Annotated in this window: 21 protein-coding genes; 14 read left to right on the forward strand and 7 right to left on the reverse strand. The window is 27.9% G+C overall.

Annotated features, from left to right (window positions below):
- Window positions 1-95: 95 nt before the first annotated feature.
- Window positions 96-560 (forward strand): C-GCAxxG-C-C family protein, encoded by a 465-nt coding sequence (locus NSA23_RS11560; protein WP_042678702.1) that lies wholly within the window; start codon window positions 96-98, stop codon window positions 558-560.
- A gap of 33 nt (window positions 561-593) precedes the next feature.
- On the opposite strand, the gene NSA23_RS11565 is transcribed toward NSA23_RS11560, so the two are convergent.
- Window positions 594-1523: a TDT family transporter gene (locus tag NSA23_RS11565; protein ID WP_257490565.1), complete on the reverse strand. Its 930-nt coding sequence runs from the start codon at window positions 1521-1523 to the stop codon at window positions 594-596.
- 195 nt (window positions 1524-1718) lie between these two features.
- Entirely contained in the window at window positions 1719-2258 is a 540-nt protein-coding gene (locus tag NSA23_RS11570) for an HdeD family acid-resistance protein (protein WP_257490566.1), read from the reverse strand.
- A gap of 173 nt (window positions 2259-2431) precedes the next feature.
- Between NSA23_RS11570 and NSA23_RS11575 the strand changes: the two genes are divergently transcribed.
- A complete protein-coding gene (locus NSA23_RS11575) occupies window positions 2432-3454 on the forward strand; it encodes an alpha-hydroxy-acid oxidizing protein (protein WP_042678699.1) in 1023 nt (340 codons plus the stop codon).
- Between the two features lie 166 nt (window positions 3455-3620).
- On the opposite strand, the gene nadE is transcribed toward NSA23_RS11575, so the two are convergent.
- Complete coding sequence (gene nadE / locus NSA23_RS11580; RefSeq protein ID WP_257490567.1) at window positions 3621-4448, reverse strand: NAD(+) synthase; 828 nt, start codon at window positions 4446-4448, stop codon at window positions 3621-3623.
- A 162-nt stretch (window positions 4449-4610) separates the two neighbouring features.
- Between nadE and NSA23_RS11585 the strand changes: the two genes are divergently transcribed.
- From NSA23_RS11585 to NSA23_RS11600, 4 genes are all read left to right on the forward strand, one after another.
- Entirely contained in the window at window positions 4611-4739 is a 129-nt protein-coding gene (locus tag NSA23_RS11585; RefSeq protein ID WP_257490568.1) for a hypothetical protein, read from the forward strand.
- A gap of 110 nt (window positions 4740-4849) precedes the next feature.
- The gene (locus NSA23_RS11590) at window positions 4850-5209 is read left to right on the forward strand and encodes a hypothetical protein (RefSeq protein ID WP_042678697.1); all 360 of its coding nucleotides are present in this window, start codon (window positions 4850-4852) and stop codon (window positions 5207-5209) included.
- Window positions 5210-5411: 202 nt separating this feature from the next.
- On the forward strand, window positions 5412-6038 hold the full coding sequence (locus NSA23_RS11595; RefSeq protein WP_042678696.1) for a hypothetical protein: 627 nt from the start codon (window positions 5412-5414) through the stop codon (window positions 6036-6038).
- Between the two features lie 258 nt (window positions 6039-6296).
- Window positions 6297-7253: a LysO family transporter gene (locus tag NSA23_RS11600; RefSeq protein WP_042678695.1), complete on the forward strand. Its 957-nt coding sequence runs from the start codon at window positions 6297-6299 to the stop codon at window positions 7251-7253.
- Window positions 7254-7324: 71 nt separating this feature from the next.
- Here the strand turns inward: NSA23_RS11600 and NSA23_RS11605 are convergent, their stop codons facing one another.
- On the reverse strand, window positions 7325-7564 hold the full coding sequence (locus tag NSA23_RS11605) for a hypothetical protein (RefSeq protein WP_042678694.1): 240 nt from the start codon (window positions 7562-7564) through the stop codon (window positions 7325-7327).
- A gap of 137 nt (window positions 7565-7701) precedes the next feature.
- Here NSA23_RS11605 and NSA23_RS11610 point away from each other — a divergent pair, with 137 nt between their 5' ends.
- The 6 genes from NSA23_RS11610 to NSA23_RS11635 all read left to right on the forward strand — a co-directional run bounded on the left by NSA23_RS11610 (window position 7702) and on the right by NSA23_RS11635 (window position 11711).
- Complete coding sequence (locus NSA23_RS11610; RefSeq protein ID WP_187116613.1) at window positions 7702-8148, forward strand: PTS sugar transporter subunit IIA; 447 nt, start codon at window positions 7702-7704, stop codon at window positions 8146-8148.
- 11 nt (window positions 8149-8159) lie between these two features.
- On the forward strand, window positions 8160-8465 hold the full coding sequence (locus NSA23_RS11615; RefSeq protein WP_246119156.1) for a PTS sugar transporter subunit IIB: 306 nt from the start codon (window positions 8160-8162) through the stop codon (window positions 8463-8465).
- Window positions 8466-8469: 4 nt separating this feature from the next.
- Window positions 8470-9744 (forward strand): PTS ascorbate transporter subunit IIC, encoded by a 1275-nt coding sequence (locus NSA23_RS11620; RefSeq protein WP_097668010.1) that lies wholly within the window; start codon window positions 8470-8472, stop codon window positions 9742-9744.
- Window positions 9745-9759: 15 nt separating this feature from the next.
- Window positions 9760-10503 (forward strand): SIS domain-containing protein, encoded by a 744-nt coding sequence (locus tag NSA23_RS11625; RefSeq protein WP_042678692.1) that lies wholly within the window; start codon window positions 9760-9762, stop codon window positions 10501-10503.
- A gap of 146 nt (window positions 10504-10649) precedes the next feature.
- Window positions 10650-10886 (forward strand): 2Fe-2S iron-sulfur cluster-binding protein, encoded by a 237-nt coding sequence (locus tag NSA23_RS11630; protein ID WP_257490574.1) that lies wholly within the window; start codon window positions 10650-10652, stop codon window positions 10884-10886.
- Window positions 10887-11021: 135 nt separating this feature from the next.
- Complete coding sequence (locus NSA23_RS11635) at window positions 11022-11711, forward strand: hypothetical protein (protein ID WP_042678691.1); 690 nt, start codon at window positions 11022-11024, stop codon at window positions 11709-11711.
- A 40-nt stretch (window positions 11712-11751) separates the two neighbouring features.
- Here NSA23_RS11635 and NSA23_RS11640 read toward each other — a convergent pair whose 3' ends face one another.
- The 3 genes from NSA23_RS11640 to NSA23_RS11650 all read right to left on the reverse strand — a co-directional run bounded on the left by NSA23_RS11640 (window position 11752) and on the right by NSA23_RS11650 (window position 15340).
- Window positions 11752-12027 (reverse strand): hypothetical protein, encoded by a 276-nt coding sequence (locus NSA23_RS11640; protein ID WP_042678690.1) that lies wholly within the window; start codon window positions 12025-12027, stop codon window positions 11752-11754.
- 99 nt (window positions 12028-12126) lie between these two features.
- Window positions 12127-14124: a S9 family peptidase gene (locus tag NSA23_RS11645; protein ID WP_257490569.1), complete on the reverse strand. Its 1998-nt coding sequence runs from the start codon at window positions 14122-14124 to the stop codon at window positions 12127-12129.
- Between the two features lie 316 nt (window positions 14125-14440).
- Entirely contained in the window at window positions 14441-15340 is a 900-nt protein-coding gene (locus NSA23_RS11650) for an MBL fold metallo-hydrolase (protein ID WP_042678688.1), read from the reverse strand.
- Window positions 15341-15492: 152 nt separating this feature from the next.
- On the opposite strand from NSA23_RS11650, the gene NSA23_RS11655 reads away from it, so the two are divergent.
- Window positions 15493-16008 carry a cob(I)yrinic acid a,c-diamide adenosyltransferase gene (locus tag NSA23_RS11655; protein WP_257490570.1) on the forward strand — a complete coding sequence of 172 codons (516 nt, stop codon included), beginning with the start codon at window positions 15493-15495 and terminating at the stop codon, window positions 16006-16008.
- 12 nt (window positions 16009-16020) lie between these two features.
- Window positions 16021-17097: a hypothetical protein gene (locus NSA23_RS11660; protein WP_042678686.1), complete on the forward strand. Its 1077-nt coding sequence runs from the start codon at window positions 16021-16023 to the stop codon at window positions 17095-17097.
- The last annotated feature ends 37 nt before the right edge of the window (window positions 17098-17134 follow it).

Raw genomic sequence — 17134 nt, forward strand, 5'->3', positions numbered from 1 at the left:
TCTATACTAATAATATTATTATAGATAATATCAATTTGTCTTAACTAATATATTATTGTAAGATTAGTATGAATAAATATTAGGGGGATATATTTATGACAAAAGAAGAATTGTTAAAATCAGTTAAAGAAGAGGCTGAAGGATATTTTGAAAGAGGAGAGTTTTTCTGTTCAGAAGCAGTAGCACATACTATAAATGGTCTACTTGGCAAACCTTATAATGATGATATTGTAAAAATGGCATCAGGATTTCCAATAGGTATGGGGAAATCTGGATGTTTATGTGGAGCAGTAAGTGGTGGACAAATGGCCCTTGGTATGGTATATGGTAGAATTCATGGTGAAGATATGAATGAAAAAATGTTTCCAATAGCGGCAGAACTACATGATTTTATTAAAGAAGAATATGGTTCAACTTGTTGTAGAGTTATGACTAGACAGTGGGCAGGAGATAATTTTCAAAGCCCTGAGAGAAAAAGGCATTGTATAGAGATCACTGGAAAAGTTGCAGAATGGGTTGCTGAAAAATTAATAGAAGATGGACAAGTTAAAATTAAATAATAAAATGCCACCAACTAAATTGGTGGCATTCTACTATTTGACTGTTTCAGCTTCAGTAAATAGGAATTTTATATATTTATACAATACGTAAATTGTCATTCCAACTGCTACTATTTCTTCAAATTTTATAATATACTTAAGTATTGATAAGGGTTTTTCTATGTCAATTAAAAATGCATTTGTTAATTTAATAGAAGTTGCACTAATAACTAATGGAAAAGTGAAAGCTGAGTAGCTAGGATAGAATTGTAGTTTTAATAGTTTAGGCAATTGAAGCAATACACATAGCAAGGTAAATTGTGATAAAGCTAATAAGAAGTAAACAAAAAATATGTTTTTGTTTGGAAATGAATTCATGTATCCTGTTAAACAAAGACTAGCAGGTGCAGATAAAATTACAATTGTAGGTAATGCTGGCTCTGGAATTTCTTTTATATTTAAAACCCTCTTAAGTGTGATTGGCAGTAATATTAAATAAAGTATAAAGCCAAGCCAAAATAAGATTTGTCCAATATTCTCCATATGGAATACTGGAGCAGTTACAGTTCCTGCTACAATTCCAACATAAACTATGAACCAGCTAGGAAAAACTTTTTTGATATTAAAATTAAATACATGTTTTTTTGTAAAATAAATAATTAATATAATATGAAATATTAGTCCAATAATCCATAGGCTATATGCTAATGATGTTGAAAATCCGCTTATATACGTAGATAAAAGCATTATTCCCATAGTAAAGGCAGGGAAAACGCTGGCAACTACAATATTATCTAAACTTTTTAATACTTCTTTTGGATATTTAATAATTTTCATTAGCATCAAAACTAAAATAATTGCTGATAGTATGCCAAAGATATTTCTATATACAATACCATAGGACATTACTAGATTTCCAGTAGCTGCTAAAGCTAACATAAGCCCAACAATTGGTATTGGCATTTGTTTAACAATATTTCTCATCTATATCTCTCCATTCACTATTATATTTTAGTTATTGCAAATAAATATTGCTAAGTAATGTTATTCTACCATAGATTACCATATAAATGAGAATAAATCTAATAGAAAATATCTATATTTAAAATACTCTTATTAATATTTTAAAATTAAATTCCCCATATTCTATATTTATTAGAGTCATGGGGAAGAAAGGATTTATTTTATATAAGATGAAAGTTTATATATCATGAATATATCACTTAATCCACTTATTATCATACCTAAACCAATAATTATTGAAAATGCAGGAGAGATACTGGTAGGATTTATAATTCCATAAAACCCAAAGCAAATAGCTATAACTCCAAAAATTCCAGATATCCACCATTTTTCATAATCCATATTCTTTAAATTAAAGGCATGCTGGAAGTTCAGTGCTCCATGTAAAAACAAGAAAAATCCTAGAATTGCACCTAATATGGAAACTATTACTCTTGGCTTTATAAGAAGATAAATTCCTATTAATAAGATAATAACACCAGTGCTAAGATGGAAACTTTGTACTTTTTCAACATCATCAGATTTAACATATGTAAGTATCTTAGAAATTCCATATATACTTAATATTGCACCTAAAACTATGATAATAGCCTTGTTAGTAAAGTCTGGACGAACTATAAATAATAGACCAAATATAATATATAGTATTGCCATTAAAATAAAGCTTATTTTAGTTTGTTTAATAAAGTTTTTCATAAATTTTTATCCTCCTCAATTATTGAAGTAATTATTTTATACTTACCCAGTGGTATTTTTAGTATTCAAAAAATAACACAAATCTATTTCTTATGTATTGAAGTTTCAGAAGAAATATACAAATAAGGGAATCTATTTGATATAATATTTGGGAAGAGAAAGGAGTGTTTATTATGAATTTAAGGGAAATTAGATCTGTAGCAAGAGAAAAAATGAAAGGTTATTGTAGAGTTTGTCCAGTATGTAATGGAGTAGCTTGTGCTGGAGAGGTTCCAGGTATGGGAGGTTCATTGACAGGCTCTACCTTTAAAAATAATGTAGATGATTTAAATAAAGTTAAATTGAGATTAAAAACTATTCATAATGCAAAAGATCCAAATCTAGAATTTGAATTCTTTGATTCAAAACTAGATTTTCCTATAATAACTGCACCTATAACAGGAAGTGCTTTCAATATGGGAGGTGCTTTAACTGAAAGAGAATATATAGATAGTGTAGTAAATGGTAGTTTATCATCAGGAACTATTGCTATGATTGGTGATTCAGCAGATTTAACTATGTATGAAGATGGACTTAATGCTTTGAAAAAAGTTGAGGGAAAGGGAGTACCTATTATTAAACCAAGGGAAAACCAAGCTATTATTGAAAATATAAAAAAAGCAGAAAGTATAAATTCAATAGCCGTAGGAGTAGATATAGATGGAGCAGGGTTAGTAACTATGGCACTTAAAGGACAACCTGTTGGACCAAAAACTGTTGAAGAATTGAAGGAATTAGTTTCCTCAACTAATCTACCTTTTATACTTAAGGGTATAATGACAGTTGAAGAGGCTGAATTAGCTGTAGAAATAGGGGCAAAAGCTATAGTAGTTTCAAATCATGGAGGCAGGGTATTAGACCATGCTGAATCTACTGCAAAGGTTTTACCTGAAATAAGCAAAGCTGTAAAAGGAAAAATAATGATTCTAGTAGATGGTGGAGTACGTTCTGGGGTTGATGTATTTAAGATGTTGTCTTTAGGAGCAGATGGTGTATTAATAGGTAGACCTATAATCATCGGAGCTTTTGGAGGATATGAAGAAGGAGTTTCTTTAATTCTTGACAATATGAAAAATGAATTATATCAAACTATGATATTAACAGGTTGTAAAGATTTAGCTTCTATAGACAGTTCAAATATTTCAGTCGAATGGTAATTAACTATATTTTTGGTTAAAGAAATTATCAAGTTAACCTTTAACTTTAAGATGTAAGAAATCTATCTAGAGAAGTATTTTCAATGGGATTCAAGTAAATAAGTATATAAAAATAGCCTTAAAGTTAAAGGTTAACATTAGCATATTTAACCTTATAAAAGATTAACTACAGATGTAATTGTTTAGTTTCTCTATATTTTCTGTTTTCTAGCATTTCTTTTATTTTACTTACACTGTCTTCATTTTCATCGGAAAGATCTTCTTTATTTTCAATTTTTATTAATATCCTATCTAATTCACTATAATCAATTTCCAATGCAAATTCATCTGTAATTCCAGGGGCAATATCAGGGCTAGGTTTTTTATTTATTATCTTTTGTGGGATATTTAGTTTTTCTGCTAGTTCGAATACTTCAGTTTTATATAAATGTCTTATTGGTTCAATATCACAGATTTCATCACCCCATTTAGTGTAAAAGCCTGTAAGATATTCAGTTTTATTTGTACAGCCAGCTACTGCAAAATTTCTTTTTTCTGCCTCAAAATATAATATTATAGCTCGAATCCTAGGTTTTGTTCTATAATAGGCTAAGTTTTCTGAAAAGCTTTTGTCTCCTTGGGTAGTTAGGTCTTGGATAAATGGTTTTTTCTCATTAGTCCATATATTTCTAGAATATTTTTTTTGAATGATTCTTGGAAAGGGAAAAGCAGGAGGCTTAAGAGAATAAACTCCTATTTTTCTGAGAACTCCGCTAATGTTAATAATCTCATATTTAATTCCTAGATAATCACATACTAAAATAGCATCAGAAACTGTATTTGGAGAGGAATCTCTTTCTGGCATTATTAGACCAAAGACTTTATCCCTACCTATGGAATCTACAAGTAGTTTTCCTACTACTGCGGAATCTATTCCTCCACTAATACCAATAACAACTCCTTTAAACATATTATTTTCTATATTAGTCTTAATGAATTCTCTTATATCTATCATAGCACCAACTTCCTTATTATACTTAATATATTATTACCCTAAAAGATACTATAGTTATACTTTTTTAAAAATATACTTATTAAAATTAATATACTGGAGTAAGTGATAAATATAAAAATAGGGTTTAAAATTGTGGGAATTAGAAACTTTGGAGGTGTTTTTTTGTATATATATGAAATTATAGAACAGATAGTATCTGAAAAATGGAATTCAAATTTTCTAGTTTCAGGATTATATTTTACATTAGAGACATCTAATTTTATTTCTTCTCCTTCTTTATATTCTTCATAAGTACGAATGTTAAAGATAAGATTGAAGAATTAAGAGAATGGCTGAATATAGGGTTTGAAGATATTCAAAATGTAGTAGACTTAATTAATAAATTACCTGAAATTAAAGATTTGAGATTAGAACACAAAGAAGAGGTAGAAAGAGCAAGATTAGCTTTTGAAAAATTATCAGAAGAACAAAAAATCTTAGTATCGAATATTGATAAACTTATTAAAGTAGAAAAAAGAATAGTTGAACTTGAAGAATCAGAAACTCCAATAAACCCAAAGGACCCACAGGATACAAAGAATATAACAGATTTGACAGGTTCAAATATTAAAGAAGAACCTAAGAATCCTAAAGAATCAATAAAGCTAGAAATGCCTCAAGATAAGTTACCAAGGACAGGATATAATAATTGTATAGGTTTTTATATTAGTGGTTCATTATTAATGATATATGGTATAATATTAGGAAGAAAAAAGTTTTAAGATAATAAAAAGGCAAGGAATAAATCTTCTCCTTGTCTTTTTATTGTTTATCTCTTAAGTATGCAAGTTTATATCTTGTTTAAAACTAATACATATATTATACTAGACTTGATAATATTTAAAGGATTTAGCTACTGTATTTAAGATTACATAGGATAAGTTCATTTTATATTGGGAAATTTATGATTTTGGAGGTAATTTAATGAAAATTTATATATTGAATAAGGTGCTAGAATTTGATAATAATTTAGAATCTATAGATGATATATTTGAAAAGGTAAAAGATATTATTTCTACTTCAAACTATATATTGAGCCATTTTGAGGTAGATGGAGATGAAGTTCATGATGACTTTTATGATTATTTTTCCCAAAATATCAAAAACATAGAGGAAGTAAAAGTCATAACTAAGAATATAAAGGATATGACAAGAGATATACTTATATCTAATATTGAGTATTTAGGAGAGGCTGTTTTAGAAGTGGAACTATTAGCAAATGAATTTTATAAAGAGCCTAATAAAGAGTCTTGGAGCGAATTAGTTAAGTTGCTCGAAAGTGTCAGGTGGCTTGTAGATACTTTTTATGTAATAGATATGAGTGATGAGTTAAGATATATAGTTACAAGTTATGAAAAGTGGAATTTATATGCGAAGGATATATATTATCTAAAAGACATAATGGAAGGTTTTGGAGAAGTATTCAAAACTGATGATATAGCTTTTCTTCCAGAAATATTGTCGGATGAAATACTCCCTTTGTTTAAGGATATGAAGGACAAACTAGATACATTAGTAGATAGAGAAATAGATAAGAGTAAATTAAATTAATATTTTTAATAATAAAAAGGCAGAAAAATTTTTCTGCCTTTTTCATTTATTGTATCATTTATCTATATATATTGTTAATTTTTTCATTATATAAAATAATTTACATTTAGTATATATAAAACTATAACTAATTTTACTTTAGTATTTAAATTAGACTATATACTTTTTCATTTTTAGTATGCTATAATGGCTGTAATAAATTTATTTAAGAATATTCTATATATTTATCAGCTAATGAATAGGGAGGTGAGAAAATATATGATTTGGTTTCCATTTTTATGTTTGACAATAGGTTTAATAGTTGGAATTCAAAATTTGTCAGATTCTACTTTGAAAGTTGTAGATTTAGTAGTGAATATTGCTTTGATAGGGCTAATGATAACTATAGGTGCAAATGTTGGTACTAATAATTCTATAATGTCTAACTTAGGAACAATTGGATTAAATTGCGTAATAATTTCTTTATTTGCTATAGCTTGCAGTGCCTTTTTTACTGTTCTTATTGAAAAAACAATATTACCTCTAGAAGAAATTAGTAGAAAATTATCCTCGGAAAAAATTAATGTAAATGATGAGGTCAATATTTTGCAGGAAGAGAAAAAGAAGATATCTCCACTTATTTGGATTATGCCTATATCTATTATTGTTGGTGTTATTTTTGGTAGTACTATGCTACCTAATAATCTTATATTTGTTTTAGATTATGCTTTAACTATTTTCTTGATGATTCTTTATACTAGTGTAGGTATTAGCCTAGGTTCAAATCGCAGGATATTTAATTATATTAAAGTGCTAGGATGGAAGATTATTTTTCTTTCTATTGCAATTTTTACAGGGAGCATTATGGCAGGTATTTTATCTGGAATTATACTTAAAATACCATTACATATTTCAGTGATAGCTTCTAGTGGGATGAGCTATTATAGCGTTACAGGAGCATATATGACACAGATGTATGGAGCTGAAATAGGAACATATGGATTTATAGTTAATGTTATGAGAGAATTTTTTACAGTTTTATTTTTACCAATTTTAATTAAAATAAGTAAGGGAAGTCCAATTGCAGGAGGGGCTGCTGGTAATATGGATACTATGTTGGTTCCAGTAACAAAGTTTGTTGGACCAGAATTAGGATTGATAGCATTAATTACTGGAACTATTCTCACTTTTATTGTACCTGTTATATTACCTATATTATACAATTTTTTTTCATAAAACTATACTTAATAGGGATGAGTATATCAGCAACTATGATATATACATCCCTTAATTTGTGCTTAATTATATTAAGAATTGTATTCTACTGGTGCTACTAAGTAATCTCCATCTAGAAAATTTATCACCAAAAAGTACTCATCATTGTATTTGTAAACTAATCCATTTGTTTTTTCGGCAGAGTCTTCTGTATTTTCTAATATATTTGCAAATTCTTCTAGTTTTTGATTATCTTCTAAATCATCAATATATACTCCCATATATTCTAAGAATGTAATAGTCTTTTCTCTTAATAATTCTTTTGAAATCATGAAAATCACCTCTCAATTCTTCGTATGAGTAAGATACCCTGAATATTTTCATTTAATCATCATTTATTTTAAAGGTATTAAATTGTAAATAGAGGGAAAAATATTTAATGCTCTATTTAATTAATGAGGTGATTAATTTGTCCAATAGGGATATTATTGAAAAAGAAAATATTAAATTAAATGTTTATGCAAAGGACTGGAAAGGGGCTGTAAGAGAAGCTGGAAATCTTCTTTTAAGTAGTGAACATATAAATGAAGAATATATAGAAGATATGGTAAAAGCCGTAGAAGATTTAGGCCCTTATATTGTCATAGTTCCTCATATAGCTATTGCTCATGCAAGACCTACTAATGAAGTTTTAAAGAATGGAATGAGTTTAATTACATTAGAAAAGCCTGTAGAATTTGGAAGTGAAGATAATGACCCTGTAGACATGGTATTCGCTTTCTGTGCAAGATCAAAAGAAAATCATCTTGAAGCATTACAAGAATTAGTTGGTATTTTAGATAATGAAAAAAAGATTGAAAGATTAAGAAATATTGAAGATATAGAAGAGGCATATTATATTTTAAATAGAAAATAGGAGGGATATTTTTGTCTAAAAAATTAAAAATTTTAGCAGTATGTGGATTTGGAGTCGGTTCATCTATGATTTTAAAGATGAAAATAGAAGAGGTACTGAAGCAGAATAATATAAAGGCAGATGTATTTACTGCAGATGTAGGAAGTGCATCTTCAACTCCCTGCGATATAATATTCACTTCAAAAGAGCTTGAAAAAAATATTAGGAGTAAGGTAAATGTTCCAGTAGTAGCAATTAAAAATTTTATTGACAAGGTAGAAATTGTAGAAAATGGATTGCCAGTTGTTAGGGATGTACTAAATAGTTTTAAGGAGTGATGTTTTGAGATTTGTAATGTTTTTGATAAATGAAATATTTAGAGAAGCTTCCCTATTTTTAGGCATAATTGCATTAATAGGTCTATTACTTCAAAGAAAATCAGCTTCAGAAATAATTGAGGGAACATTAAAAACTATTATAGGTGTAGTTATATTGACTCAAGGTGTAAATATATTAGTTAGTTCCATGTTGCCTCTTAGCAATGGTTTTAATATATTATATGGAATAACTGGAGAAGCAGCCTTAAGACCAATAGGAGCAGATAAAATTATATCTGATTATGGTTCACAAATAGGGATTTCCATGTTAATTGCTTTTTTATTAAATGTTATAGTAGCTAGATATACTAGGATTAAGAATATATTTTTAACTGGTCACCATTTATTTTGGTTTGCTTTTATATTTGTAGCAGTGGGTGTTGAAACAGGGCTTACAGGAGGAAACCTACTATTATTTAGCACTATATTTGTTTCAATATATATAATACTTGTTCCAGCAATTTTAAGACCTTTTGTCAAAAATGTTACAGGCGATGATTCTTTTACATTAGGTCATCCTACTGGAATACTTTCAATAGTTTCAGGTATTTTAGGAAAAGCTTTTGGAAATAGGGAACGTTCAACAGAGGATTTAAAAATAAGTGAGAAATGGGATTTCATAAGAGAAATAACCATTACTTCTTCTTTAGTAATGTTTTTAGTTTATATAGTTATAGGAATTATACTAGGTGGAAGAGCACCTAGGGTATTTAATACAGATAAAAACTTTGTAGTATATGCATTGCTTCAGGGAGTACTTTTTGGAGCAGGATTAACTGTATTATTGACTGGTGTAAGAATGATGTTAGGGGAGATAATACCAGCTTTTAAAGGAATTTCTGATAAAATCATTCCAGATGCCATTCCAGCTCTAGACTGTCCAATCATATTCCCTTATGCACCTAATGCTGTATTAATAGGCTTTGTAGTATCTATGATTACATCAGTTATAACTATTATTCTTTTAGGAAGAACAACTTTATTTCCATATGCTATAGTACCACTTACAATTACATGTTTTTTTGAAATAGGAACAGCAGCAGTTATTGGAAATGGAACAGGTGGACTTAGAGGAGCTATTGTTGGATCAGCAGTAGCTGGAGTACTGATGATATTTTTAGTTGGATTTTCCATACCATTTTTAAAAAATACTGTAGCTGATTGGATAATAATATTTGGAGGAAATGATTTTTCGTTATGGTCCATTATTTCAGGAAGTATTGCTAGATTTTTTAAGTAGATAGGGGTGAAAATGTTGAAGAACTATGGATATGAATATATAGAATATGCTAAAGAAGTATTGGGAAAAATACAAAAAAACCAACAGGATAATATACATTTAGCTGCAGAAAAGATAGCTAATGGAGTAGAAAATGGTAATAGAATATTTGCCTTTGGTGCTTCTCATGCAGGAATAGTTGTGGAAGAACTTTTCTATAGGACTGGAGGATTTGCTTTAATAAACCCTATATTTAATCCAACTCTTATGTTAAATACAAGACCTGTCACTATGACTTCTAAGGCAGAAAGATTAGAAGGGTTTGGTAGGGAAATAATTAGAGAAAGTCCGTTAAGAGAAGGAGACATAATAATTATTCATTCTGTATCAGGGAGAAATTCTGTTATAGTAGATATAGCTTTAGAATCTAGATATAAGAAGGCCTATGTTATAGCTATTACCAATATGGAGTATTCTAAGAAGGTTTTGTCTAGACATTCTAGCAATAAAAAATTATTTGAAGTTGCAAATTTAGTTATAGATAATTGTGGGGACTTTGAAGATGCTTCTATGAAATTAGAAGGATTTAATCAAAAAATTGGGCCTACATCTACTATAGCAGGAGCAGCTATAGGTAATGCTATAGTAGTAGAAGTTTCCCAAATACTTTTAAATAAAGGGATATCTCCTCCTATATTTCATAGTGCTAATGTAGATGGAGGAGATGAATTTAATAAAAAAATATTAGAAAAGTATAGAGATAGAATTTTTTATATTTAATATATTATATTTTAAGTCTGAAGTTTTCAGACTTTTTTATATTTAAGAAAGGTTTACAAGTAAAATTTAAATATTCTATTTGGATATTGTGAATTAAAGGATGAAACTTTGATTTAATAGTTAATGTTGGAAAGGGACATACGATTATTCCAGCAAAAGCTAATGAAACTGTATTGGTAACTTTAGAAAGAGCAGGAATAGAAGCCCCGTCCCATTGTAAAAGTGGAGAATGTGGATATTGTCGTTCTAAACTTATATCTGGAGATGTATATATAAGAAAGGATAATGATAGTAGAAGGATAGTAGATAAAAAATATGGATATATTCATCCATGTGTTAGTTATCCTATATCAGATTTAGAGCTCACAATACCAGAGAACTAGATGCTACTAGGACATTCCTCACATATTAGTATATTATACACATTGCCCATGAAAAGGGCTAAAGTTTGTCCAGTTTTTTCCGATATTAGTAATAAGAAGTATATAAAATATATTAACCATGTGGGGGTGTCTTTTATGACAAAAAGATTATTTGCATTAACATTATCTTTAGTATTAATTTTTAGTTCCTTTGCAGTATTTGCAGAAACAGAAAAAGTAGATGAACTAGATAGAAAAGAACTAAAAGTTGAACTAGAAAATATGTTAAAGGACATGGAGGAAGTACTAGAAGAAGTTGATGAAGTAATTGAAGAACAAGAAAATTTAAATAATGATGGACTAGAGGATGCGATTGAGGAAGTATTAGATTCAAATGTTCAAAACTTTAGTACTCAAAGTTATAGTACTAATACTTTAAAGCCTGAAGGATTAGTAAAGAAACAAATAATGCTTAAAAAAGAATTTGTTGATAATTCAGTACAAGCAGCTAAACTTACTAAGGATATAAAAAATAATATTTTAGAAATCAATAGAGAATTAAGAAGTATAATCAAATCTGTTGATAGAAATATGAGTAAATCAGATTATATAAAAATAGCTAAATTGACAAAAGAACTTAAAGATGAAATTGAAGAAATAGACTATGTAATAGGTAGCATAGGAGCTGAATCAAAAGCTTATGTAAATTTTGTAGTAAATAAAAGGTATATGAGTGCTATGAAATCCTTTGAAAGAATAGTTTCACTTCAAGAAGAACAAATAGCATTATTAACTGTTTTAAATACAAACACTTATGAATTAAAAGTAATACTTAAAAATGTATAGAAAAGTTATAAAAAAGCAGCCACAGAAGAGGCTGCTTTTTTTACAAAGAATCAACATATTCTTTGGCATCTTTTAATGAAAGTCCCAAATCCATTCTCACTTTTTTAATAGCTTCAATTTTTTTACCTTCTTCAATAAGGACTTTTAATTCATCATCTATAGGTGGTTTAGGTATACCAATTTGTTCAGCGATCTTATATAAAGTTGAATTCATGCGTTCCAGATCACCTTTCAATGAATTAATATTATTATTGATAATAGTGATAATTAATGGTACTCCAATAAATAATAAAATTTTGATAATCATATATTCCATATATTTTTACAACTCCCTAAATCATTTAATAGATGTATTATACTATATAATATTATAATTTTAAATAATTTATAAAATATACAACCTTTTTTCATATTTTTATTTCAAATATTTATCAAACCAATTTGTCATTTCACTAAGTCTTCTAATTCTATGTTTAGGTTTTCCACTTCTGCTTAACTCATGATTTTCTCCACGGAACATGCAAAGTCTTGCATCCACTCCATGATATTTTAATGCAGTAAACATTTGTAGACCTTCTGCTAGCCAGCAGCGGTAGTCTTCTTCTGAGTGAATAAATAGTGTAGGAGTTTTAGCTTTATCTGCATATTTAAGAGGAGAGTGGAACCAAAGATTTTCTACTTTGTCCCAGGGAGTCCCAATTTGTTCATTATCTACAAAGAAGTATCCAATATCTGTAGTACTAAATTTAGAAATCCAGTTAGAAATACTTCTTTGACTAACAGCAGCTTTAAATCTATCTGTATGGCCTATGATCCAATTAGTCATAAATCCACCATAGGAGCCCCCAGTTACTCCTAGTCTATTACTATCTATAAATGGATATTTTTCAAGGACTATATCTGTAAATTTTATAAGGTCATTATAGTCAATAGTTCCATATTTTCCTCTTATATCTGCAAATTCATTTCCTCGTCCGTCACCACCTCTAGGATTAGTGAAGAATACTACATAGTCTTTATTAGTCCAGTATTGCATTTCATGATAAAATATTTCTCCATAAACAGTTTTTGGACCACCATGGATATTAAGTATTCCTGGATATTTCTTATTTGGATCAAAATCTACAGGTTTCATTATCCAACCCTCTAAAGTTATTCCAGGTTCAGTTTCAAAAGTAATTCTTTCTAGTTTAGATAATTTTCTAGTTTCTATTACCCATTCATTAAAGTTAGTGATTTGTTTTTCTTTATTATTTTCCAAGGTGTATAGTTCTTGCAATTTCATATTTTTTAAACCAATGAATAGTATATTTTCGTCATACACATCAAATCCATCAATAGAACCATCTTTAGTAGTTATTTTTTCGATATGACCATTTTTATCTATTCTATTAATATAAGAAGAGTTTATTTCTGTAGTGACAAAGTAGAGATAATTTTTATCTACTTTAAAAGATTGAATTTCTCCATATCTACAATCAGAACCTACAGAGTTCCATATACTATAGTCAAAGTCATTAGTTATTTTTTCCACCTTTTTTGAATCAATATCTATGGTATAGAAATGACTATTTTCATTTACTCCATAGGTTTTCATATTATTACCAGCAAATATTATTTTATCATTTAAAAAGTCTCCATAAGCATAGCTAAAAGGATCTTCATGGGTTATATTCTCTAAATTTTTTTTAGCTATATCATATAGATATAAATTACTTTTAATAGGAGCTTTGTCTTTAAAAGAATTAGCAATTATTAAAGCCATAGATTTTTCTTTATTTAATTTAATCAAGTCTACATTTGTATATTCATCGGTAATTGGTTCTACCTTATTTTTTTCTCGACTATATAAATATAGTCTATTTCTTTTTTTATTTGTAAATCCTTCACCATTTGACCAGAAAGGTATTTCATCCAATACTTCATAATCTTTTTCTTCTTTAATTTTCTTTATAGCTTCTTCTTTTTCATCACCTTCTAAATTATTTAAGTCTGGTTTATAATGGTCATATAATGCTGTAATTAGAAAGTTTTTATCATCTATTTTCTTTAGTTCAGTAACAATTAATGGTACTTTAAAAGCTTCTAGGGCTTCACCACCATGAATATTTATTTTATAATAAACTGTAAATTCTTCTCCAATTTCTAATTTCTTTTTATCTTTTGGATTTCTCATAGCTGGAAATAGAATATTTGAATTGTCTAGCCATATAAAAGATTTTTCTTCATCTAATGAAGTAAGTTGAAAGTATTTATTTGTCTTAGTATTATAAATCCATATGTTGGACAAGTATTTGTTTTCTTCCACATCCATTCTATGAACTATAAAAGCTGCATAATCTCCACTAGGAGAATATTTAAGTCCTGAAATAAACTTATATTTAGTAAAATCATCAAGTTGTAACTTTTTCATAATATCCCTCCATATATTAATTCTTAAATCTTGATTTTTTAAAAATAGTGCCAGTCCACGAATTTTAGATTGATAGGTTTTCTTCCGAAAAAGCTTTGGAGAAAATAGGACTTAAATTTCATAAAATCCTACCACAAATGATGGTTATTTGCTTAATTGATTGAAAATCAATTTCATAGGTTTTGTGAAAAACTTCATCTTTATTTTCTACCCAATGGCTTTTTAAGTCAACAGACCTAACAACTTAAAATCCGGAAACTTGCACTGTATTTTAAAGCAAAATAAAAATAACACAAAAAGAACCATACCTAATTTCTCATTTTTGATAATAATAGATTTTTCCATTTTCAATATGATTTTCTATTAGATTTTTATTAGTTAAATAGGTTAAAAATGCTGATATAGATGAAAAATATATATGGTATTGATTAAAATTTAAAACTGAATCATCTATTTCATTTAAAATTATAATACTTTGTAAAAGATCTTCTCTAGTATGAGGTTGTTCTAATATAGTTAAAATCTCCTCTGATATATTATTTACCCATTTTATATTTATATCTACTAAGCTCTTTATTTCATCCTTTTCATATAATTTATCTGAATGACTTATTACAAAAATATCTCCATCTATTTCCTCAACATATTTAAAAGTATTCAGTGTTGCTTCTATATCATATAAAAAAGGTATACTATATTTTTCAAGTATCTCTGGGCTAAATATACCATCTCCGAGAAAGCATACCTTATCTGGTGTGATGATACCTATTTGCTCTATAGAATGTCCCTTAAGGGGAATAGTTTCAAATTTTTCACCATCTATTTTTTCTACACCATATTCAAGAGTATAATCTACTTTTATGGGCTTATTACTTTTAGCTATTTCTTTTGTAGATGAAGCTCCATAGAAAGTATAAGGGAATAGTTCATTGTATTCTAAAAAAAGCCTTTCTCTTTCAGAGGCATAGGTGATACACCCTGGATAATTTTCTGTAAAATAATTATTTCCTCCAGAATGGTCTAAATGATTATGGGTATTTATAATATATTTAGGATGAAGATTGTTGGAAATTAATACATTTTCAATTTTTCTAGCTGCTGTGTTATTAATTCCAGTATCTATAAGAATGCAGTTTTTATTCTTATAGGTATAGACTCCTATATTAGTATTATGGGGAATATAATAGGTATTTCCTCTTATTTTGACAAGTTTCATTTCTGCACCACCTTTTTATCATATACTTATATTTTATACCTTATACTTATTATTATATAGTAAAATCTAAGTTTTTCATTTAAACCTAGTATTATCCTAGGATTTAAATATTGTATATAATAATAATAAGCTGGAAGAAAGGAGTGAAATAGGTGGAAAATTCTTATGTACATATATATACAGGAAATGGAAAAGGAAAAACTACTGCTAGTTTAGGACTTTCTGTAAGGGCAGCCCTTGCAGGAAAGAAAGTGTTTTTTGGCCAATTCATAAAAGGTATGGATTATAGTGAATTAAGGATTCCAAACTATATTCCCAATATTGAAATACACCAGTTTGGAAGAGATTGTTTCATATATAATGATCCAACAGATGAAGATATAAAAGAGGCAAGGAAGGGGTTGAATATTTGTAAGGAAGTATTAAAAAGTGGAAAATATGACTTAGTAGTATTAGATGAATTGAATATTGCTTTATATTATAAATTATTTACTGTAGATGAAGCTATTGAAATTATCAAAAATAGAAAGTCTTCAGTAGAAGTAGTGATAACTGGAAGATATGCTCCAAAGGAATTAACAGAATTAGCAGATTTAGTTACGGAAATGAAAGAAATAAAACATTATTATACAAAAGGTATAATGGCGAGAAAAGGTATCGAGTTCTAAGGGGGACTATGGGTGAAAAAAAGAATTATAGTTTTAATGGCTGGAATATTAATAATTATATGTGGTTTTATTATAAAAAGTAGTAAAAGAGAAAATTTTAAGGAAAGAAAAGATATAGATGAAATAATTTGGTTTAATGAAAAAATAGCGGCTTATTTAAGAGAGACAGATGGAAAATATATTTTAGGAATATACAATGAAGGGAATAAAAAGAAAAATGAAATAGATTTAGTGGAAGGAGATTTAAATAGTATTAGTTGGTCTCCAGATGGAAAATATTTAACAGTAGATAAGGGATTAGATGAAGTTAAAGAAACTTATATAGTTTCAACAGAAAACTTAGAATTGTTAGGTAAAATATTTACTACTGGAAAAGTAATATGGTCCCCAGATTCTAAAAAGCTTTTAATAGGTGTTAAAAATAATGAAAAAAGCAATGGCAATATAGATTTAGCATTATATTATCTTTGGAGTGAAAGAGCAGAGCCTTTACTTAAAGCAAATAAAGAATTTAACTATTACCCTGATTATTGGAAAAAAGATACTATTGGATATATTAAAATATCTGATAAAAGTAAAGAAAGTCTTGAAATTAAATATGAACTATCATTAGAAGAAAAAATAATGTCAATAGTTACAGCAGAGAAAGAAATAAATAATAAAGAACTTAAAAAAATATTTTTATCTCTACCTAAATTAGATTTAGATAAGCTAGCAAAAATATATGGAGATGACAGTGATACAAAAGTTTTAGAGTGGATTTCCAAACAAGATGTAAAGGATATAGAAGATATTGAATCAATTATTAGAATTTCTTTAAACTTTTATGATAAAGAATATGATATTATTTCAAATTTAATGAAGGATATTTATTTAAAAGATAAAGTTACTTTCATAAAAGCTTTGTTCAAGGTGCCAGAAGCTATGGATGAAATAGCTTATGCTTTTAGAAGTTTAGAGCTTTATGAAAAAATAAATATAGACATGACAGAGGATTTAAATATGATTTTAGATTCAAATAAACTTACAAAAGAAGAGAAAAAATTTGCTATAGAGTTTCTTAATTTATATGCTCTTTGTGGTACATGAAATTAAAAAAATGGAGACAGACTGTCTCCATTTTTTT

It is taken from the genome of Anaerosalibacter massiliensis, from assembly GCF_024623155.1.
GTDB lineage: Bacteria > Bacillota > Clostridia > Tissierellales > Sporanaerobacteraceae > Anaerosalibacter > Anaerosalibacter massiliensis.